This window comes from Paraburkholderia sp. GAS334 (assembly GCF_050436625.1).
In the GTDB taxonomy this organism is placed as follows: Bacteria; Pseudomonadota; Gammaproteobacteria; order Burkholderiales; family Burkholderiaceae; genus Paraburkholderia.
Map to the genome: position 1 here is coordinate 404140 of NZ_JBNDMO010000002.1, position 20313 is coordinate 424452.

16 protein-coding genes and 2 pseudogenes are annotated in these 20313 nt (G+C 63.0%); 8 read left to right on the forward strand and 10 right to left on the reverse strand.

Translation table 11 applies throughout. The features are described from left to right. Positions 1–100 precede the first annotated feature (100 nt). Together maiA and P3T21_RS05225 are read right to left on the reverse strand one after the other, a co-directional pair. Entirely contained in the window at positions 101–745 is a 645-nt protein-coding gene (gene maiA, locus P3T21_RS05220; RefSeq protein WP_429254861.1) for a maleylacetoacetate isomerase, read from the reverse strand. Positions 746–777: 32 nt separating this feature from the next. Beyond that, positions 778–1476, reverse strand: coding sequence for a fumarylacetoacetate hydrolase family protein (locus P3T21_RS05225; protein WP_429254862.1), 699 nt, complete (start codon positions 1474–1476; stop codon positions 778–780). A gap of 196 nt (positions 1477–1672) precedes the next feature. Here P3T21_RS05225 and ybiB point away from each other — a divergent pair, with 196 nt between their 5' ends. Both ybiB and leuA read left to right on the forward strand, forming a co-directional pair. Beyond that, positions 1673–2647 (forward strand): DNA-binding protein YbiB, encoded by a 975-nt coding sequence (gene ybiB / locus P3T21_RS05230; protein WP_429254863.1) that lies wholly within the window; start codon positions 1673–1675, stop codon positions 2645–2647. 529 nt (positions 2648–3176) lie between these two features. Beyond that, positions 3177–4838: a 2-isopropylmalate synthase gene (leuA, locus tag P3T21_RS05235; protein ID WP_429254864.1), complete on the forward strand. Its 1662-nt coding sequence runs from the start codon at positions 3177–3179 to the stop codon at positions 4836–4838. A 134-nt stretch (positions 4839–4972) separates the two neighbouring features. On the opposite strand, the gene P3T21_RS05240 is transcribed toward leuA, so the two are convergent. Further along, a complete protein-coding gene (locus P3T21_RS05240; RefSeq protein WP_429254865.1) occupies positions 4973–5356 on the reverse strand; it encodes a nuclear transport factor 2 family protein in 384 nt (127 codons plus the stop codon). 49 nt (positions 5357–5405) lie between these two features. Beyond that, entirely contained in the window at positions 5406–5966 is a 561-nt protein-coding gene (locus tag P3T21_RS05245; protein ID WP_429254866.1) for an acyloxyacyl hydrolase, read from the reverse strand. A 357-nt stretch (positions 5967–6323) separates the two neighbouring features. Here P3T21_RS05245 and rpoH point away from each other — a divergent pair, with 357 nt between their 5' ends. The 5 genes and pseudogenes from rpoH to cydX form a co-directional block, all read left to right on the forward strand. Continuing rightward, positions 6324–7259: an RNA polymerase sigma factor RpoH gene (gene rpoH / locus P3T21_RS05250; RefSeq protein ID WP_429254867.1), complete on the forward strand. Its 936-nt coding sequence runs from the start codon at positions 6324–6326 to the stop codon at positions 7257–7259. 299 nt (positions 7260–7558) lie between these two features. Further along, positions 7559–7822 carry a cytochrome oxidase putative small subunit CydP gene (cydP, locus tag P3T21_RS05255; RefSeq protein ID WP_429254868.1) on the forward strand — a complete coding sequence of 88 codons (264 nt, stop codon included), beginning with the start codon at positions 7559–7561 and terminating at the stop codon, positions 7820–7822. Then, positions 7812–9404: a cytochrome ubiquinol oxidase subunit I gene (locus tag P3T21_RS05260; RefSeq protein ID WP_429254869.1), complete on the forward strand. Its 1593-nt coding sequence runs from the start codon at positions 7812–7814 to the stop codon at positions 9402–9404. Before cydP ends, P3T21_RS05260 begins: the two co-directional genes overlap by 11 nt. A gap of 34 nt (positions 9405–9438) precedes the next feature. Continuing rightward, positions 9439–10575, forward strand: a complete 1137-nt coding sequence (gene cydB / locus P3T21_RS05265; RefSeq protein ID WP_429254870.1) for a cytochrome d ubiquinol oxidase subunit II — start codon at positions 9439–9441, stop codon at positions 10573–10575. Between the two features lie 62 nt (positions 10576–10637). Beyond that, positions 10638–10721 (forward strand): annotated as a pseudogene (cydX, locus tag P3T21_RS05270) (cytochrome bd-I oxidase subunit CydX); the annotation flags it as partial. A 226-nt stretch (positions 10722–10947) separates the two neighbouring features. Here the strand turns inward: cydX and nagE are convergent. The 5 genes from nagE to P3T21_RS05295 form a co-directional block, all read right to left on the reverse strand. Next, positions 10948–12714, reverse strand: a complete 1767-nt coding sequence (gene nagE / locus P3T21_RS05275) for an N-acetylglucosamine-specific PTS transporter subunit IIBC (protein WP_429254871.1) — start codon at positions 12712–12714, stop codon at positions 10948–10950. Positions 12715–12824: 110 nt separating this feature from the next. Then, complete coding sequence (gene ptsP / locus P3T21_RS05280; RefSeq protein ID WP_429254872.1) at positions 12825–15383, reverse strand: phosphoenolpyruvate--protein phosphotransferase; 2559 nt, start codon at positions 15381–15383, stop codon at positions 12825–12827. A gap of 39 nt (positions 15384–15422) precedes the next feature. Further along, on the reverse strand, positions 15423–16430 hold the full coding sequence (locus P3T21_RS05285; RefSeq protein WP_429255166.1) for an SIS domain-containing protein: 1008 nt from the start codon (positions 16428–16430) through the stop codon (positions 15423–15425). Further along, on the reverse strand, positions 16423–17526 hold the full coding sequence (nagA, locus tag P3T21_RS05290; RefSeq protein ID WP_429254873.1) for an N-acetylglucosamine-6-phosphate deacetylase: 1104 nt from the start codon (positions 17524–17526) through the stop codon (positions 16423–16425). Before nagA ends, P3T21_RS05285 begins: the two co-directional genes overlap by 8 nt. Before the next feature lie 63 nt (positions 17527–17589). Next, entirely contained in the window at positions 17590–18324 is a 735-nt protein-coding gene (locus P3T21_RS05295; RefSeq protein ID WP_429254874.1) for a GntR family transcriptional regulator, read from the reverse strand. Positions 18325–18694: 370 nt separating this feature from the next. Between P3T21_RS05295 and P3T21_RS05300 the strand changes: the two are divergent. Further along, a pseudogene (locus tag P3T21_RS05300) lies at positions 18695–19126 on the forward strand (MarR family winged helix-turn-helix transcriptional regulator); the annotation flags it as partial. 150 nt (positions 19127–19276) lie between these two features. On the opposite strand, the gene P3T21_RS05305 reads toward P3T21_RS05300, so the two are convergent. Next, on the reverse strand, positions 19277–20089 hold the full coding sequence (locus tag P3T21_RS05305; RefSeq protein ID WP_429254875.1) for a MetQ/NlpA family ABC transporter substrate-binding protein: 813 nt from the start codon (positions 20087–20089) through the stop codon (positions 19277–19279). Positions 20090–20313 lie beyond the last annotated feature (224 nt).

The window sequence follows — 20313 nt, forward strand, 5'->3', positions numbered from 1 at the left end:
TTCGATCCGCAAAAAAAGGGCGTCCAGTGCACGAGCCGCACTGGACGCCCTTTCTACATCACCCGCGCATTGAAACGCACACCGCGCACCCACGCGGAAGTCACTCCGCGTCCGGCTGCTCGCCCGGCGCCGCACGCTGAAACGCGTCGATCTGCATCGCGTGTTCGTAGATCCGGTGAATCGTCGGAAACGGCGCGGTATCAATCTTGAAGCGGTGCGCGTTGAATACCTGCGGCACGAGGCACGCATCCGCGAGCGTCGGCGCGTCGCCGAAACACAGCTTGCCGGTACGCGCGTCGCTGGCGAGATGCGTCTCCAGCGTCGCGAAGCCCGATTCGACCCAGTGCCGATACCACGCGTCTTTCGCCTCATCGTTCACGCCCAGCGTGTGCTTCAGGTACCTGAGCACGCGCAGGTTGTCGAGCGGATGAATCTCGCACGCGATCTGCAGCGCGACCGAACGGACATACGCGCGGTCACGCGGCGTCGCGGGCAGCAGCGGCGGCTCGGGATACGTCTCGTCGAGCCACTCCATGATCGCGAGCGACTGCGTGTACACATCGTCGCCATCGACGAGCGTCGGCAGGATCGCGTCCGCATTCAGCCGGCGATATTCAGGCTTCAACTGCTCGCCACCGTTACGCAACAGATGAACCGGCACGTAGTCGCACGGCAGGTTCTTCAGGTTCAGCGCGATCCGAACGCGATACGACGCCGAGCTACGAAAATAGCTGTAGAGCTTCATGCGCTGTGTCTCCTCCCGTGACTCCGGCGCCATCAGACGACGCGCACGCTGAAGTCGCCAAGCCCGTCGACGCCGCCCTTCATCACTTCGCCCTTGACCACCGGGCCGACACCTTCCGGTGTGCCCGTGAAAATCAGGTCGCCCGGTTGCAGCTCGAAGAGCGTCGACAGATACGCGACGGTTTCCGGAATCGACCAGATCAGGTCCGACACGTCCGAACGCTGTTTTTCCTCACCATTGACGGTGAGCCAGATCGCGCCGTTGTCGATGTGACCGACTTTCGAGGCCGGATGAATCGGGCCGAGCGGCGCTGAATGATCGAAACCCTTCGCGGTATCCCACGGGCGGCCGAGTTTTTTCGCCTCGGCCTGCAGGTCGCGGCGTGTCATGTCGAGCCCGAGCGCATAGCCATAGACATGCTCGAGCGCGCGCCCAGCGGGAATATCCTTGCCCGCCTTGCCGATTGCAGCGACGAGTTCCATCTCGAAGTGCACGTTCTTCGACTGCGACGGATACGGGAAGCTGCCGGTTTCGCCCGGCGCGACGTACACGACGGCGTCGGCCGGCTTGCAGAAGAAGAACGGCGGCTCGCGGTCGGGATCGTGCCCCATCTCGCGCGCATGCGCCGCGTAGTTGCGACCCACGCAATAAATCCGGCGCACCGCAAACTGCTCGCTGACTCCGACAACAGGCACCGCGACAACCGGCGCCGGCGCAAACACGTAACTCATCCTGTTCTCCGTTTTTTGTGGGATGCCGCGCAGGCGGCGACTAAACGATAAGTGTAACGCGCATGCACAATCTTGCTGGATCGCGACAGATGCGATACTGGAGGCCTTTACCGTCCCGTCGGCCCACCGCGAGCGCGCGTTTGTCCGTTTGTGTGTCCGCCCGCGCCGCCGAAACTTCCGCACCACGCCCTATCCGATGATCGAATCTCCCGACACCACGACCGCCGTCCTCCCGTGCGCCCGTTTCATCAAGGAAATCGGCCGCGGGCCGAACGGCGCCCGCGCGCTCTCCGCCGAAGATACGCACACGCTGTATAGCGCGATGCTCGACGGCCGCGTCTCCGACCTCGAGCTTGGCGCAGTGCTGCTCGCGTACCGCGTGAAAGGCGAAAGCGCTGACGAACTGGCGGCGATGCTGTCGGCGGCGCACACGTCGTTCGAGCCGGTTCGCGTGACGCACGATGCGTATCAGGCAGTGTCGATCCCGAGCTACAACGGCGCGCGCAAACAGGCAAACCTGGTGCCGTTGCTGGCGCTGCTGCTGGCCCGCGAAGGCGTGCCGGTGCTGGTGCATGGTGTGACTGAAGACCCCGGCCGTGTGACGAGCGCCGAGATTTTCGCGCATCTGGGCGTCGATCACGCGCCGACCCACGCGGCCATCGAAGATGCGCTGGCCGCCCGCCGCCTTGCGTTTTCGCCGATCGCGACACTCGCGCCCAAGCTCGCGCGGCTGCTGGCGCTGCGCCGGCGGATGGGTGTGCGTAATTCGACGCACACGCTCGTCAAGATCCTGCAGCCGTTCGAGCCGTACGGGCTGCGTCTCGTGAACTACACGCATCCGCCGTATCGCGAGAGCCTTACGCAACTGTTCGCTGCGCATCCCGACGCGGCCGTCGGCGGCGCGCTGCTCGCGCGCGGCACGGAAGGCGAGGCCGTCGCGGACACGCGGCGTCAGGTGCAGATCGACTGGTTGCACGACGGCGCGTGCGAAACAGTCGTCGCCGCTGAGCGCTCATCGCCGGATGCGCCCGAAGTGCCGCTGCCGGAAGCCCGCGACGCGGCGACCACAGCGGCATGGATCGAAGCTGTGATGCGTGGCGAAGTGCCCGTTCCGCTGGCAATTTCCCGTCAGGTCGAGCTGATCACCGAAATCGCGAAACGAGCCGCCTGACAGGGGCTGGCGCGGGTTTGAGAGACGCTTCCTGTACTCCTGAACCTGCGAATCCGAACATCGCCGGTTGACAGGGTCCCGCACCCTGACATACAGTCACCGGATGCGTTCCCTTCCGAACACCCTCCGAATTACCCTCAGCCGCCTACCGCGGCTTCTATCGCTACGTCTAGCGTAAGTCAGGCGTAGCACCGCGCATCCAGTTTCACAGCGCGGTCCTCCAGCAGTTCCGCAGTTTCAGCTTCACCCCAGATCCGCCGTACCTCTTACAACCTGTCGTCAGTGTTCGTCCGTTTATCCTTCGGATGAATCGCGAGGTCAAAATGCACGTTGCATGGGCACAAGCCATCGCCGTCAACAGCGTCATCATTGCGATGACCTTCTTCGTTCGCGCCCGTTCGTTGCTACCGCCAGCCACCGGCTGGCGGACCGTGCCCCTAAGGGAAGCGCGCCGCTAGTGCAGCTCGCCGCCGCTACATCCCTTTACACGCAGACACACACGAACACGACACAACGAACGAGGTTCACCATGTTGCGCAACCCTGCTGAGAAGTACCGCCCTTTTCCCGCCGTCCGCCTGACCGGCCGTAAATGGCCGAGCCGCACGATCGAGCGTGCGCCGGTCTGGATGAGCACCGATCTGCGCGATGGCAACCAGTCGCTGATCGAGCCGATGAGCATCGCGCAGAAGCTCGAATTCTTCGAGACGCTGGTGGCCATTGGCTTCAAGGAAATCGAAGTCGGCTTTCCGTCGGCTTCGCAGACCGACTTCGATTTCGTTCGCAAGCTCATCGACGAAAACCGCATTCCCGACGATGTGACCATCGAAGTGCTCGTGCAGTCGCGCGAAGAACTGATCGCGCGCACGTTCGAGGCGCTCGAAGGCACGCCGCGCGCGATCGTGCATCTTTACAACGCGATCGCGCCGTCGTTCCGCAAGATCGTGTTCAACCAGTCGAAGGACGAGGTGAAGGCGCTGGCAGTGGAAGGCACGCGGATCATCCGCCAGTACGCCGACGCGCGCCCGCAGACCCACTGGATCTACCAGTATTCGCCGGAAACGTTCAGCATGACCGAGCTTACCTTCGCGCGCGAAGTGTGCGACGCGGTCGCGCAGACGTGGCGTCCGACGCGCGATCACAAGATGATCGTCAACCTCCCCGCGACGGTCGAAGCGGCCACGCCGAACGTGTTCGCCGACCAGATCGAATGGATGGACCGCAACCTCGGCTATCGCGACAGCATCGTGCTCTCGGTGCATCCGCATAACGACCGCGGCACGGCTGTCGCCGCCGCAGAACTTGCGTTGATGGCGGGTGCCGATCGCGTCGAAGGCTGTCTTTTCGGCAACGGCGAGCGCACCGGCAACGTCGATATCGTCACGCTCGCGATGAACCTGTACACGCAGGGCGTCGATCCGGGCCTCGATTTCTCCGATATCGACGCGGTGCGTCGCGTCGTTGAACGCTGCAACCAGATTCCGGTACATCCGCGCCATCCGTACGCGGGCGATCTCGTGTTCACGGCGTTCTCCGGCTCGCATCAGGACGCGATCCGCAAGGGTTTCGCCCAGCAGGCGCCCGACGCCGTCTGGGAAGTGCCGTATCTGCCGATCGATCCGGCCGATCTCGGCCGCAGCTACGACGCGGTCATCCGCGTAAACAGCCAGTCCGGCAAGGGCGGCTCGACGTATCTGCTGGAGCGCGGTATGGGCTTCACGCCGCCGCGTCGCGTGCAGATCGAGTTCAGCCACGCCGTGCAGACGGTCGCGGATCAATCCGGCGTCGAAGTCACCGGCGACGCGATCTGTGCGCTCTTCGCACGGGAATACTTCGATACGGACGGCCCGGCGGCGCGCGTCACCGCGTCGACCGTACGCTGGGAGAACCGCGACGTGAACGTCGTCGGATCGGCTGATGCACGCGCCGAAAGCGGCGGCGAATCGCACGCGCAGTCTGTGGCACGGGCGATGACGACGGCCGCGGGTCAGTCGATCGAAATCACGTCGTATGAAAGCCTGCGGACGACGGACGGCCGCGTCGCGGCGTTTGTCGGCTGCCGCGTCGACGAGCAGCCGGTACGGTACGGCGTTGGCGTGAGCGAGGACGATGCGACTGCGGTCGTCGATGCGGTCGTCAGCGGTGTCAACCGCGCGGTATGGGCGCCGGTCGACCGGCGGGTCGCAGCGTAGGCGTAGAGGTTAGCGTCAGAAAAAACGGCTGACACGCGACACACCCAGTGCCGAAGCGTCGAAACATGACGCAACGTCACGCGTAACGCGCCCAGGCGGCTCACAAGGCGGCCTGGCGATGGAACCTACCGGGTTCACTCGATCGCGCAGCGCGTCGCCTGCCAGGCGATCAGACGCCAGCGGCCCGCTTCCTGCGTCTGGATCGCCGTGTACGCGATCGGAAAGAGCAGCGCGCCATTGTTCGCTTCCATCTCGATCAGCGCGCGGCCCGTGACAACGCAGGTCTCATTGCCCACCGCGATCACGTCCTGCGACTGGATCTCGATCTGACGGTAACGACGGCGGCCGGCCGTGATGGCGTCGATGAACTGCTGCTTCGACTCGCGCTTGCCGTTCGTATGGACGTAGATCACGTTGTCCGACAGCAGCGTGTCGAGCAGTTCACCGTTGCCGTCGACCATCGCGCGAAAGCGGTCCCGCTCCAGCCCGCGAATCGCCTCGATCACTTTTGCCGCCATCGCTCAGCCCCCTTGCATCGAAGGGCGCCGCGCGCGGCAACGCCGATCGTCAGAAGTTGTATTGCAGATATAGCTGGGTGAAATTTATACCAGGATTCGGCTCTTTGATACCGGCGTTCGACATATGCTGGAAACGAAATCCCGCCGCGTACTGCTGACGGTCGCCAAACTGGGCGCCGACGCCCGCCATATCCGCGAACTGAAACGCCGTCGATAGCGTGTACGAGCGGGAAATCGTCGGACTGGTCAGCACACGCACGCCGACGCCCGCCTCGATAAACGGCCGGAACCAGCCTGAACCCTTGATGAAGCGGATCACCGGCGTGACGCCGAGTTCGCCGGTGTTTTTGTGGACGTCGCCCTCACTGCTGTGCCACCACGCGACGTGCGCCTCGCCGATCAGCGAAAAATGCCACCCGCCGATCTCCCACCACGTCAGATCCGGATCCCAGACAACGCCGAGATCAAGCTTGTTGACGTGATGATCGGCCATCCCGCCCGCAACCTGAACCCCGAACTGATCCGCGGCGGCCAGCCCCGAAAAGGTCAGGAGCCCCAGAACGAACGCGCATCGAAGCGCCGGGCCGAGACTTGAGTTTTTCTTTTTCATTGAACACCCTCTGCCCAATCTTCAGGGTCGCCGCGAGGCGGTTGCCAACGTTTTCGAGATAAGCCGGTTAAAAAAGAACCTTATCCAAGAGAAGGGATTGACGCAAATAGTTCCTTTAGATATGACGAAAACCGGTCGTTCTATCGCGTTCTCTGCCGCGACGGGTAAATTGTACGGGCCAAGCAAAGTTTTTGCAGTTGGCGTATCATGCTATTGAACATGAAGTTTCGATAGGATTTACGGAACTCTCAAGTCCCTACGGCCTCTAAGTATTAGCACTCCTGTTACCAGAGTGCTAACATCCACGGGAGTCGTTTTCTGACTGAGCTTTTGGTTGATTCCATAGGAGTTTCTTACGTGAGCAATGCACTGACCCTTCCGAGTACTCTGAGCCCGTCGTCGGCTAAGGCCGCTCCGGCAGGTGCACTGGCGCTCGCGCATTCTTCATTGCTGCCCGGCCAGCTGGGCAATATCGACGCCTACATCCAGGCCGTTAACCGGATTCCGATGCTGACGCCGGCGGAAGAACGCCAGTTCGCCACCGAATTTCGCGAGCAGAACGATCTTGGTTCCGCCCGCCGTCTGGTACTGTCGCACCTGCGCCTTGTCGTGTCGATCGCGCGTAACTACCTGGGCTATGGCCTGCCGCATGCAGACCTGATCCAGGAAGGCAACATCGGCCTGATGAAGGCCGTGAAGCGCTTCGATCCGTCGCAGAACGTGCGTCTGGTTTCGTACGCGATGCACTGGATCAAGGCCGAGATCCACGAATACATCCTGCGCAACTGGCGCATGGTGAAGGTTGCCACCACCAAGGCGCAGCGCAAGCTGTTCTTCAACCTGCGCAGCCACAAGCAGGGTTTCCAGGCGTTCACGCCGGAGGAAATCGAAGGCCTCGCGACTGAACTGAACGTGAAGCGCGAAGAAGTGGCCGAGATGGAAACGCGTCTGTCCGGTGGCGATATCGCGCTGGAAGGTCAGGTCGAGGACGGTGAAGAAGCGTATTCGCCGATCGCGTGGCTCGCCGATTCGCACAACGAGCCGACGGCCGTACTCGCCGCACGTCAGCGCGACAAGCTGCACAGCGACGGCATCGCCAGTGCGCTCGAAGCGCTCGACGCCCGCAGCCGCCGCATCATCGAGGCACGCTGGCTGAAGGTCGAAGACGACGGTTCGGGTGGGTCGACGCTGCACGAACTCGCTGATGAGTTCGGCGTGTCGGCGGAACGTATCCGTCAGATCGAGGCGAGCGCGATGAAGAAAATGCGCGGCGCTTTGAGCGAATACGCGTAACGCGCCAGCCGGTTTGTTCGGCACATGTAGTACACCAGGCCCTGCCTTCGAAAGATGGCGGGGCTTTTTCTTGTCTGCCTCTCAATTCCCGAGCCATTTCCGGGACAGTCGCGCCCTTTTAGTTGACGCAACGCAAAGAGCGCGGTGATACTGGTTTCGCGGGTTCGCCTTCGCGACCGTATGCCGCAGCGTGGAACGCCCGCGTCGACTGGCCCGCTCCTAGAATTCCGTTATGCATTGCCTGGCCGCGCCATGCGGCCCGACCGGCATTCCTCTCATGGAGCCGTCATCGACCGATCATGACCATAACGCTGAATCACAGGACCCCCGCTGCTCACCGAAGCCTGCGCGCGCGTTGCACCGCATGGGCGCGCGGCCCGACCTTCGCACGCGACATCGTCATCGTGCTCGCGATCAAGTTCGCGCTGCTGATGATCCTCAAATACGCATTCTTCAATCATCCGCAGGCGGAGCACATGTCGCTGCCGCCCGCGGTCGTCGCGCAGGCGCTACTCGCCATTCCCGCATCGCATCCGTCTCAAGGTGATACTCATGCCCGCTAGCGAAGTCGTCGATCTTTCGCGCTTACAGTTCGCCGTTACGGCGCTCTACCATTTCCTGTTCGTACCGCTGACGCTCGGCCTTTCGTGGCTGCTCGTCATCATGGAGTCGGTCTACGTGATGACCGGCAAGCAGATCTACAAGGACATGACCCAGTTCTGGGGCAAGCTCTTTGGGATCAACTTCGCGATGGGTGTCACGACCGGGCTCACGCTCGAGTTCCAGTTCGGCACGAACTGGTCGTACTACTCGCATTACGTCGGCGATATTTTCGGCGTGCCGCTGGCCGTCGAAGGGCTGATGGCGTTCTTTCTGGAGTCGACCTTTGTCGGCCTGTTTTTCTTCGGCTGGAACCGGTTGTCCAGAGTGCAGCATCTGACCGTCACGTTCCTCGTCGCGCTCGGGTCGAACCTGTCGGCGCTGTGGATTCTGGTCGCGAACGGCTGGATGAACAATCCGGTCGGCGCCCACTTCAACTACGAAACGATGCGGATGGAACTGTCGAGCATCTTCGACGTGCTGTTCAATCCGGTCGCGCAGGTGAAGTTCGTCCACACGGTGTCGGCGGGTTATGTGACAGCGTCGATGTTCGTGCTCGGTGTGTCGTCGTGGTATCTGCTGAAGCGTCGCGATACAGAATTTGCACTGCGTTCGTTTGCGATCGCGGCAGGCTTTGGTCTCGCGTCGACGATATGCGTGATCGTGCTCGGCGACGAATCCGGCTATCGTACGGGTGAAGTTCAGCAGGTCAAACTTGCTGCCATTGAATCAGAATGGGAAACGGCGCCCGCGCCTGCACCGTTCACGATCTTCGGTATTCCGAACCAGCAGGAAGAGCGAACCGACTATGCGATCCGGGTACCGTACGCACTCGGCATCATCGCGACCCGTTCGCTCGATGAACCGGTGCTTGGCCTGAAAGACCTGATGGCGCATAGCGAAACGCGCATCAGGAATGGCATGCTCGCGTACGGCGCGTTGCAGCAGCTAAAAAGCGGCGACGACACCGACGAAGCCCGCGCGACGTTCGACGCGCACAAGGCCGACCTCGGCTACGGCCTGATGCTCAAGCAGTTCACGACCAACGTCACTGACGCCACGCCTGATCAGATCAGGCAGGCCGCTAAGAAGACGATCCCGCCCGTCGCGCCGGTGTTCTTCTCGTTCCGCCTGATGGTCGGCCTCGGCATCCTGTTCCTCGCGACGTTCGTGCTCGCGTTCTGGTTCTGCGCGCAACGCTCGCTGCTGCTCGACAAACGCCGCTGGTTCCTGCGCTGGGCCGTGTGGGCGATCCCATTGCCGTGGCTTGCGGCCGAGTTCGGCTGGATCGTCGCTGAAGTGGGCCGTCAACCGTGGACCATCGCGGGCATTCTACCGACGTCGCTGTCCGCTTCGAGCCTGCAGCCCAGCGATCTGTATCTGAGCCTCGCCGGTTTCGTGGTGTTCTACACGGCGCTCTTCATCATCGAGATCATGCTGATGTTCAAGTACGCGCGTCTGGGTCCGTCGTCGCTGCACACGGGCCGCTATCACCACGAGCAGGACACGCTGGCGCCGGCACTGGCTGGCAAGCCCACTGCGTAATTCACCACCAATCTGTTCAACGGGAAAATTCATCATGGATTACGCAACCCTCAAACTGGTCTGGTGGGTGCTGATCGGCGTGCTACTGATCGGCTTCGCGCTCACTGACGGCTTCGACATGGGCGCGGCGATCCTGCTGCCCTTCATCGGCAAGACCGACGGCGAGCGACGCATCGTTGTGAACACGGTCGGCGCCACGTGGGAAGGCAATCAGGTCTGGCTCATCACGGCAGGCGGCGCGATGTTCGCGGCCTGGCCGCTGGTGTACGCGGCATCGTTCTCCGGTTTCTATTTCGCGATGCTGCTTGTCCTGTTCGCGCTGTTCTTCCGGCCGGTCGGCTTCGACTATCGCAACAAGCGCGAGGATCCGCGCTGGCGCACGGCGTGGGACTGGGCTCTGTTCGTCGGTGGCTTCGTGCCGGCACTCGTGTTCGGCGTCGCGTTCGGCAACCTGCTGCAAGGCGTGCCCTTCGAGTTCGATACCGATCTGCGCGTGACGTATCACGGCGGCTTCTTCGCGCTGCTCAATCCGTTCGCGCTGGTGTGCGGGCTTGTCAGCGTGTCGATGCTCGCGGCGCACGGCGCGGCGTTCGTCAAGATGAAATCGGATGGCATCGTGGCGCGACGCGCGTCGGTGGCGCTGCGCATTACGTCGCTGGCAGCCGTTGCGCTGTTCCTGATCGCCGGCCTGCTGATCGCGACCTTGATCGGCGGCTATCAGATCGTCGATGCCGCACCGCTCGATACCGTCGCCAATCCGCTCCTGAAGAGCGTGATCGGCGCACCTGGACTGTGGCTGACCAACTACTCGACGTATCCATGGATGATCGCGGCGCCGGTCGTCGGCATTGTCGGCGGCGTGCTCGCGCTGGCGCTGGCCAGTTCGCGCTTCGAGAAGACCGCGTTTGTCTCGACCGGGTTGATGATCATTGGTGTGATCCTGACGGCGGGTTTCTCGATGTTTCCCTTCATCATGCCTTCGTCGCTCGACAATCGCAGCAGCCTCACCGTCTGGGATTCGACGTCGAGCCAGATGACGCTTCAGATCATGCTGATTGCCGTCATTATTTTCCTGCCGCTGATCCTGATCTACACGAGCTGGGTGTATCGCGTGATGCGCGGCAAGGTGACAGCGAAAGCGATCGAAGAAAACACCCATTCGTTGTATTGAACATCAACGCGGCGCTCGCGTCGAAACGGGCGTCGTCCGGAACGGATTCGAAGGAGCTTGTGATGTGGTATTTCAGCTGGATTCTCGGCATCGGTGTGGCACTCGCGTTCGGCATCATTAACGTGATGTGGTTTGAAGCGCGGCGTCCTGTGACGGCAGCAGTGGCGGCTGCAACGAAGCACGGTCAGGACTCGCATACGTCTTCGCGAGCGGATTGAACGCGAGTTTGTTGTCCGCGTCCGCATCGCAGGCCCGGATGCGGAAACCGGAACTCGACAACGCGGAAAAACCGAACCGTAAACGAAAGAGCGGCGCCCACAAAAAAGGCGCCGCTCTTTTCATTTCATCAGCTTAAAGCTTAACGCTTAAACCTTAGGCAGGCTCTACCGCTGCTCCGCCCGTTGCCGGCAGACGCGTCGCCAGTTGCTGCGCGTAGCGCGCTGCAGCCTGGCCGACGACGATGTGGAACGTATCGTCCGTCACCCATGCAACGTCCAGCGCGTTCAGACGCTGACCATCCACCGCCAATGCATCGCGCACCACGACACGCAGACGTGTCGCTGCGACGGCGTCGATCGAGACGACATTGCCCGCGCCACCAAACACAGCCAGCCAGCGCGCCGGATCCGGATCCAGCGGACCGCCTTCCGCCGCAACGCCGCCCGAAGCGGCTACAACCGGTGCAGCCACGGCAGCCGGCTTCACTTCCAGAGCACCACCCTGATCGATCGTCGTGCGGATTTCGTCGGCGATCATGTCCGCTTCCGGTCCGATGATGACCTGCACGTTGGTCGCGCCGCGCTTCAGCACGCCGCGCGCGCCGACAGTCTTCAAATCCGCTTCCGATACCTGGTTCGAATCCACCACCGACAGACGCAGACGCGTCGTGCATGCATCGACGAGCGTCAGGTTCGACGCGCCACCCAGAGCGGCGATGTAACGTTGCGCGCGCGTCGCGGCAACACCCGCTGCGGGAGCCGCAAGACCGCCCGACGACGTTTCCACTTCACCGTCCGCATCGGCCGTAACGGGTTCGCGACCCGGTGTCGCCATGTTGAACTTGCGGATGAAGAAGCGGAACAGGCCGTAGTACACCACCGAGTACACGATGCCGATCGGAATCGCCATCCAGCCCTTCGTCGACAGACCGTAGTTCAGCACGTAGTCGATCGCGCCCGCCGAGAACGTGAAGCCGAGGTGAATGCCGAGCGCCGAGCAGATCGCGAGCGCGAGGCCCGTCAGCAGCGCGTGGATCACATACAGCACCGGCGCGAGGAACATGAAGCTGAATTCGATCGGCTCCGTCACGCCCGTCAGGAACGAGGTGAGCGCCATCGAGAACAGCAGGCCGCCCACCAGCGCGCGGCGTTCCTTCGGTGCTTCATGGAACATCGCGAGACACGCAGCCGGCAGACCGAACATCATGACCGGGAAGAAGCCCGTCATGAACGTTCCGGCCGTCGGATCGCCTGCGAAGAAGCGATGCAGGTCGCCCGTCACCGCCGCGCCGCCCGGCGGCGTGAACGAGCCGAATACGAACCACGTCAGCGAATTCAGGATGTGGTGCAGACCGGTGACCAGCAGCAGACGGTTCAGCACGCCGAATACGAACGCGCCGATTGCGCCTGCGGTTGTCAGCCAGTGGCCGGCCAGGTCGATGACGGCCTGAACCGGCGCCCACGCATAGCCGAACACGATGCCTATCGCCAGACAGACAACCCCGGTGACAATCGGCACGAAGCGTTTCCCTCCGAAGAACGCGAGGTAGTCGGGCAGCTTGATGTCCTTGTACCGGTTGTACAGCAGCCCCGCGACGATACCCGCCACGATCCCCGACAGCACGCCCATGTTGAGCTTGTCGTTGATGTCCTTCATCACGGCGATCTCGATGAGATAGCCGATTGCACCTGCCAGCGCCGCGACGCCGTTGTTGTCCTTCGCGAAACCGACTGCCACGCCGATTGCAAACAGCAGCGGCAGGTTGTCGAAAATCGCGCCGCCAGCGTCGGCAATCATCTTGATGTTGAACACATCGGGCTGGCCGAGGCGCAGCAGCAGGCCGGCAACCGGCAGCACTGCAATCGGCAGCATCAGCGCGCGACCGAGGCGCTGAATCTTCAGAAACGGATTCCCATCCATTGATATCTCCAATTCCCTTCGTTGAGTCGAGGTCGTAGTTATTGCCTACGTCATTGCATTACGTCTTTTGCGTCTTCGTGTTGCGAAGGCTGTCGCGGACTGTATGGGGTTCAGTCCTGTGGCCAGACTTCGCGGCTCACTGCCCTTACCGCCTGCGCCGAATCGAGCGCCAGGGCATCCTGGGCGCGCTGACGGCACAGCTGATAATCGAGGTTGCGCACCCGCGCCTTGATGCCCGGCACCGACACCGGATCCACGGAAAGCTCAGTCACGCCAAGGCCGACGAGGAGCGGCACTGCCAGCGGATCGCCCGCCAGGGCACCGCACACGCCGACCCACTTGCCGTGCTTTTCCGCGCCCTTCACGGTGGCGTCGATCAGACGCAGCACCGCCGGATGCAGACCGTCCGCCTGCGCGGCGAGGTCCGGCTGGCAGCGGTCCATCGCGAGCGTGTATTGGGTGAGGTCGTTGGTGCCGATCGACAGGAAGTCCGCGTGCTGCGAAAGCTGGTCCGCGAGCAGCGCCGCCGACGGCACTTCGATCATCACGCCGACTTCGATCGCATCCGTGCGACCGGCTTCGCGCGCCAGTTCGTCGATGCGTTTGCGCAGGCGAACAAGTTCGCCCGAATCGGTGACCATCGGCAGCAGGATGCGCACGGCGCCGAGCGGCTGCACGGCAAGCAGGCCGCGCAGCTGGTCGTCAAGCAGATCCGGGCGCACCTGGGCGAGACGGATACCGCGCAGGCCCAGCGCCGGGTTCGTTTCCGGCGGCAGGGTCAGGTAGTCGACTTCCTTGTCCGCGCCGACGTCGAGCGTGCGGATGATCGCCGTGCGGCCGTTCAGCGCGTCGACGATCGTCTGATAGCTCTGTCGATGTTCATCGACATTCGGCGCAGCCTGGCGATGGATGAAGAGCAGTTCGGTGCGCAGCAGGCCGACGGCGTCGGCGCCGTTGTCGACCGCGGTCTTCGCGTCGTCGAGCGTCGCGATGTTTGCAGCGACTTCGATCGCGCGGCCGTCGCTGGTGACCGCCGCCTGTTGCGACGTGCGACGGTTCGCTTCACGCACGCCAGCCAGACGCTGTCGCTCGGTGCGCGCACGTTCGACGTCGAGCGCCGTCGGTGCATGTTCGAGACGGCCAGCGCTCGCATCGACCACGACCTGCGTGCCTTCGGGTACGGCAAAGAGCGCGTCGCCGACAGCGACGAGCGCCGGAATGCCAATCTGGCGCGCGATGATCGCCGCGTGCGACGTCGCGCCGCCACGTGCCATCACGAGCGCCGTGACGCGGGTCCGATCCAGCGACGACAGATCCGACGGCGTGAACTCTTCCGCAGCGAGCACGGCTTCGTCGGGCAGCACACGCGCTGCGCTATTCGAATACCCGAGCGCGCGCAACACGCGCTTTTCGATGTCGCGCAGATCGGCGGCACGTTCGGCGAGGAGTGCGTCGTCGATATTCGCGAGCACGGCGATCTGCGCACGGATCGCCGAGCGCCACGCGAAGCCGGCGCTCTTGCCGAGGCTGATCAGATCGCGCGCGGCGTCGAGCAGCGTCGGGTCTTCGAGCAGCACGCGATGCACCGCGAAAATGCCCGCTTCGCCGACAGCGCCGCGTTGCGATGCTTCGCGCACGGTCGTGTTCAGTTCTGCATCGATTGCGGCGAGCGCCTTGTCGAGCAGACGGCTTTCCGCCGCCGACGTACCGCTTGCGACTTCAGGCGGATCGAGATCGGCGTCGTCCCAACGCACGATCTTGCCAACCGCAATACCGGGCGCTGCACACACGCCTGCGAGCGTGTTCGGCGCGAGCGTTTCGCCCGCCGCACGCGCGACCTGAACCGGCGCAGGCGAGCTTTGACGTGCCGGTTTTTCTTCGACTTCGCCATGCGCTTCGCGCAACAACTCATGCGCGACCGCTTCGACTGCGGCCGCAGCTTGCGGACCTACGCCGAGGATCTCGATCGTCGCGCCTTCACCGGCGCCGAGGCCGAGCAAACCCACGACACTCTCAATCGCCGACTTGCGTCCTTCGAAGCGGATCTCGACACGCGCATCGAGACCACGCGCTGCTTCGCGAGCGCGCGCCGCAGGCCGCGCATGCAGGCCGCCAGCGTGCGCGAGCGTGATCTGCTGACGCGATTCCTCGGTCACGTTCGTCGCCTGACGCGATGCTTCGGCAGCTGCTCCGCCACGCGCGCGCAGCGTGAAGAGCGGACTTTCACCGGCCTTCAGCATGCCCGCAACCGGACGCTCGACGATTTCGAACGCATCCGAATTCGCGATCGCGATCACCGAAACGAGACTTGGCGCCGTCGATGCAACATAGTCCAGGTCGAATTCGATCAGTACATCTCCGGTACGCACCGTCGCGCCTTGCGGCACCTTCGCCGTGAAGCCCTTTCCGGCCAGCTCGACCGTGTCGATGCCGATATGCAGCAGGATTTCAGCGCCTTCAGCCGTTGCCAGCGTGAGTGCGTGGCCGGTGCGCGCGAGATGCGTGACGACGCCGTCGCACGGCGCAACCAGCCGGCCGACGAGCGGATCGACACCAATGCCGTCGCCAAACATGCCGCCCGAAAACACCGGGTCGGGTACATCTGCCAGCGGTACGACCGGGCCGGTCAGCGGCGCGAGCAAAACAATAGGGCCTTTGGAATGGCTCATCAAACGGGACTCCTCGACACGTCGCATCTGCTATCTCGATCAGTGAGTTTCGGTGACTTTATTCAGATGGCGCGGCGCATCGGGATTGCGTCCACGTGCGGCGGCAAGGCCGTCAGCCATCACATAAAAGGAAAGAATCGCAGCGATCGGATCGAGCGCCGGATGATCGGTGGAGACAAGCGGCAACGTCGCTTCCGGCACGTCGGCCGGCGCGGCGAGCAGCACGCGTGCGCCGCGTGCCTGCATGTCGCGCGCGAGCTGGATCAGGCCCGCCTGTTCGGGTCCGCGCGGTGCGAACACCAGCAGCGGATAGTCCTGGTCGATCAGTTCCATCGGACCATGACGCACTTCCGCGCTCGAAAACGCTTCCGCCTGAATGCCCGACGTTTCCTTCAGCTTCAGCGCCGCTTCCTGTGCGATCGCGAGACCGAGACCACGGCCGATCACGATCATGCGTTCGATGCCGCGCAGTTCTTCGACGGCCTTCGTCCAGTCGAGCGCGCCGGCTTTGCGCAACGCATCGGGCAACGTGTTCAGTGCTTTCAGCAAGGCTTCGTCGCGTTGCCAGTGTGCGACCAGCAGCGCGGACATTGACAGCATCGCGATATAGCTTTTCGTTGCGGCGACGCTCAGTTCGGGACCGGCCAGCAGCGGCAGATGAAATTCGCACGCATCAGCCAGCGGCGACGACGGCGCATTCACCGCGGCAATCGTCAGCGCACCAGCGTCGCGCAATGCGACCATCGTACCGACCAGATCCGGGCTTTTGCCCGACTGCGAGAACGCGAGCGCGAGCTGGTCGCGCACCTGAAGCGGCGCCTGCTGCAACGTCGCAACCGACATCGGCAGCGATGCGACCGGCACGCCGAGGCGGCTCATCGTCAGACTTGCGAAGTAACTTGCTGCGTGATCTGAACTGCCGCGCGCGACCGTCAGCGCGACGTGACGCGGCAATTCAGCGAGTTTGCGCGCGAGGGCTTCGACACGCGACGTATCCGCGAGCTGCGCGGCGACCACGTCGGCGGATGCCAACGCTTCATCAAGCATATTCGACAATCGATTCTCCTTCGACGTAAGTCGCGGTCAACGCCAGTTCACGATCGAACACGACGACATCGGCCCAGGCGCCGCGCGCGATACGGCCGCGGTCTTCGATGCCAAGGTAGTCGGCGGCGTAGCGCGACAGACGGTTTGAAACATCGGCCATCGGCAGGCCGAGCGAAACGAGGTTGCGCAGCGCCTGATCCATCGTCAGGGTGCTGCCGGCGAGCGTGCCGTCGGCGAGACGCACGCCGCCGAGGCACTTCGTGACGTGCTGGCTGCCAAGGCGATATTCGCCGTCCGGCATGCCGGTCGCAGACGTGCTGTCGGTGACCACATACAGACGCGGAATCGCGCGCATCGCGGCGCGGATCGCGCCCGGATGCACATGCAGCAGGTCAGGAATGATTTCGGCGAATTCGGCATGCGCGAGCGCGGCGCCGACAATGCCAGGATTGCGGTGATGCAGCGGCGACATCGCGTTGAACAGGTGCGTGAAGCCGCACGCGCCGTGTTTCAGCGCGGCGACGGCGTCGTCGTACGTGCCGAGCGAATGGCCGAGCTGCACGCGTACGCCGCGCGCCGCCATCTCGCTGATGATGTCCATATGACCGGAGATTTCCGGCGCCAGCGTGACGACACGGATCGGCGCGATCGACAGATACTTCAGCACTTCGTCGAGCACGGCGGAGACTGCAGCGTCAGGCTGTGCGCCGAGTTTGCCGGGGTTGATGTACGGCCCTTCCAGATGCACGCCGAGCACGCGCGCGCCGCCTGGCGTGCGCATACGCGTCACATCGCCGAGGTTCGCGACGACGTTCATCAGTTCGGCGCGCGGCGCGGTCATCGTGGTGGCGAGCAGGCTCGTCGTGCCGAAGCGCGCGTGCGTGCGGGTGATCGTTTCGATCGCGTTGCCGGCTTCCATGACGTCGGAGCCGCCGCCGCCGTGCACGTGCAGATCGATGAAGCCCGGCAGGATGTACGGATCGTCGTTCGTAGCAGGATCGGTGCGGTCGCCTTTCAGCGACGTGATGCGGCCGTTTTCGAATTCGACCGTGCCGTTGATCCAGCCGTCAGTGGTGAGTATGTTTCCGGTCAGCATGTGTCTCTCTGATGATGCGTCGTGCATTTCCATGACTGAGTCTGCTTGATTCCAGGTCCCGCGCTACTGCCGCAATTCAGCGACGAAGTCGTAGTAGTCGTCGCGGCAATAGGTGTCGGTGAGTTCGATCGCGCGCTGGTCGGCGCTGTAGCCGATGCGCGTGATCACGAGCAGCGCGGTACGCGGCTCGATGTCCATCAGGCCGGCGATCTCGCTTGTCGCGTTGACTGCGCGGAAGTGTTGCAACGCGCGGACCACGGCCATGCCGCGCTGCTCCAGATAGCTGTAGAGCGAAAGGCCGATGGCCTGCGGATCCGGCACGATCGAAGCCGGAAGCGCCGAGTGCTCGACCGCCATCACGATGCCGTCGGCACGGCGCAGTCGCCGCAGGCTCGCGACAGGCGCACCGGGCGAGAGGCCAAGATGCACGACTTCCTCGCGGTTTGCTGCGCGGATTTCGCGCTCCAGCCACACTGAATCGGGCCGGAAGCCGCGCTGCTCCATCTTCTTCGTGAAGCCCGTCAGACGGGAGAGCGGATCTTCGACGCGCGGCGTGATGAAACTGCCCGCGCCGCGCGCCCGACGGATCAAACCCTGCTCGACGAGCAGTTCGATCGCCTTGCGCGCGGTGATGCGCGATACGCCGATTGCATCGGACAACGTGCGCTCCGACGGCAAAGCCTCGCCGGCCGACCAGACGCCGCAATGGATCGCTGTCGCGAGGTTGCGTGCGAGCTGCAGGTAGAGCGGCGTGACGTTGCGAACGTCAGGCATCAGGGCGGACCAGCGAGTTTCCATGGGGCTCCGGCGGTCGGGAAACGAGAGCGCGGCTTCTTGAAAGTGGAGCCCATTATATAACCAACATAATACCAGTCAAACCATGCCGGATTGCGGCAGCCTGATCCCGCCAAATCGTTGATACAAAAGGGTTTTAGACTGATTTAGTGGCCCATTCCGGCGGGTGCGCAGGATCGGGATTTACCCGTATGGACGCATTTTTGAGGTACAAAACCGCCAACTGGTCTGCATCGAAAGAGCCCACTCGCAGCCAGGCAGATACCTTTTTAGTACCAGCGCGAGCATTGTAGTTGTGACGCGGGTTTTTATAAGGGACGGGATCACATATAGTGATGCCTGACCAACAAAAAGATCTTCAGGGGAGCCCACGTTGACCGATCCCGCGGTGCTGCAGCGCGCTCAGGCCGTGCGCCGTTTCAATCGCTTCTATACGCAACACATCGGCGCGTTGCACGAGCGTCTGCAAAAGAGCCCGTTTTCGCTGACCGAAGTGCGCGTGCTGCACGAGCTGTCACGCGGTCAAGCCGATACGGCCGCCGCGCTCGCCCGCAATCTCGGCCTCGATAGCGGCTACCTGAGCCGCCTGCTCACCAGCTTCGAGCGCCGTAACCTGATTTCCCGACGCCCATCCGACGCCGACGCCCGCCAGTCGCTTCTCGCGCTCACCGACGCAGGCCGCGCCGCGTACGAACCGCTCGATGTCGCCGCGATCGAAGAAGTGTCCGCACAGTTGATGCGACTCGAGCCGGCGGCGCAGGAGCAACTCGTCGCGGCAATGCAGTTGATCGAACAGCTGCTTGGCCGCGACATCCATCGCGGCGAAATTTGATCGACGAGCACGTGCAAGCCGCGGACTTTCGCCTCTCCGCCCATACGCGCAAGCAATAAAAAAGCGCCATGGTTTCCCATGGCGCCTGTGCTTCGACGCTGAGGCTTTCCGCGAACGGAAGAATCAGAACGACGGCACCACCGAGCCCTTGAACTCCGACTTGATGAACTGTCGCACATCGTCCGACTGATACGCCGCCACGAGCTTCTTCACCCACGGCTTGTCCTTGTCCTGCGTGCGAACCGCGATCAGGTTCGCGTACGGGCTATGGACGTCTTCTAGCGCGATCGCATCCTTCGTCGGTTGCAGGCCGGCGGCCAGCGCGAAGTTCGTGTTGATCGCCGCGGCGTCGACATCCGCGAGCGAGCGCGGCAGTTGCGCCGCATCCAGTTCGACCAGCTTCACCTTCTTCGGATTGTCAGCGACGTCGAGTGGCGTTGCGTTGTTGCCGTTCGTACCTGCGCCGGCCTTCAGCTTGATCACGCCCTGCGATTGCAGCAACAGCAGTGCGCGGTTCTCATTCGACGGATCGTTCGGCACCGCGACCTTCGCTCCTTGCGGCAGATCCTTCACCGATTTCAGCTTCTTCGAATAGATGCCGAGCGGCGAGATGTACGTGAGGCCAGCAGTCACGATCTTGTAGCCACGCTGTTTGACCTGGCTGTCGAGATACGGCTGGTGTTGAAAGCTGTTGGCATCGAGATCGCCTGCGTCGAGCGCGGCGTTCGGCTGCACGTAGTCGTTGAATTCGATGACCTTCACGTTCAGCCCTTCGCGCTTCGCGACTTTCTGGACGACTGCCCAGATCTGCGCGTCGGGGCCGCTGATGGTGCCGACCTTGATGACCTTGTCGTCGGCGTGCGCGGCGAAGCTCGTCGCGAAAGCGGCGGTGGCGAGGACCGCGGAGAGGGCTTTGAGGATAGTTCTACGCTGCATGGATTTCCGATTGTGTTGCGTTGATTCAGGTTCAATAGTTCGCGAGAGGCACGCCGGGACTGTCTTTTGCCTTCGCAGTCCGCTGGACCGCGAATGGTCTCATACGCCTCGCGCAAAGGGAAATATCGCGATCGCATATGAATATGCGGGCGGTTTGCACTGGGTGAAGAGGAAGTGCGGGGAAACGCGGGGAATCGGGCAACGACCAGCGAGGAGAGATCGCG

Coding starts and splice junctions, on each gene's coding strand:
- maiA (WP_429254861.1), bottom strand. CDS start 745: ATGAAGCTCTACAGCTATTTTCGTAGCTCGGCGTCGTATCGCGTTCGG.
- P3T21_RS05225 (WP_429254862.1), bottom strand. CDS start 1,476: ATGAGTTACGTGTTTGCGCCGGCGCCGGTTGTCGCGGTGCCTGTTGTC.
- ybiB (WP_429254863.1), top strand. CDS start 1,673: ATGATCGAATCTCCCGACACCACGACCGCCGTCCTCCCGTGCGCCCGT.
- leuA (WP_429254864.1), top strand. CDS start 3,177: ATGTTGCGCAACCCTGCTGAGAAGTACCGCCCTTTTCCCGCCGTCCGC.
- P3T21_RS05240 (WP_429254865.1), bottom strand. CDS start 5,356: ATGGCGGCAAAAGTGATCGAGGCGATTCGCGGGCTGGAGCGGGACCGC.
- P3T21_RS05245 (WP_429254866.1), bottom strand. CDS start 5,966: ATGAAAAAGAAAAACTCAAGTCTCGGCCCGGCGCTTCGATGCGCGTTC.
- cydP (WP_429254868.1), top strand. CDS start 7,559: ATGACCATAACGCTGAATCACAGGACCCCCGCTGCTCACCGAAGCCTG.
- P3T21_RS05260 (WP_429254869.1), top strand. CDS start 7,812: ATGCCCGCTAGCGAAGTCGTCGATCTTTCGCGCTTACAGTTCGCCGTT.
- cydB (WP_429254870.1), top strand. CDS start 9,439: ATGGATTACGCAACCCTCAAACTGGTCTGGTGGGTGCTGATCGGCGTG.
- nagE (WP_429254871.1), bottom strand. CDS start 12,714: ATGGATGGGAATCCGTTTCTGAAGATTCAGCGCCTCGGTCGCGCGCTG.
- ptsP (WP_429254872.1), bottom strand. CDS start 15,383: ATGAGCCATTCCAAAGGCCCTATTGTTTTGCTCGCGCCGCTGACCGGC.
- P3T21_RS05285 (WP_429255166.1), bottom strand. CDS start 16,430: ATGCTTGATGAAGCGTTGGCATCCGCCGACGTGGTCGCCGCGCAGCTC.
- nagA (WP_429254873.1), bottom strand. CDS start 17,526: ATGCTGACCGGAAACATACTCACCACTGACGGCTGGATCAACGGCACG.
- P3T21_RS05295 (WP_429254874.1), bottom strand. CDS start 18,324: ATGGAAACTCGCTGGTCCGCCCTGATGCCTGACGTTCGCAACGTCACG.
- P3T21_RS05305 (WP_429254875.1), bottom strand. CDS start 20,089: ATGCAGCGTAGAACTATCCTCAAAGCCCTCTCCGCGGTCCTCGCCACC.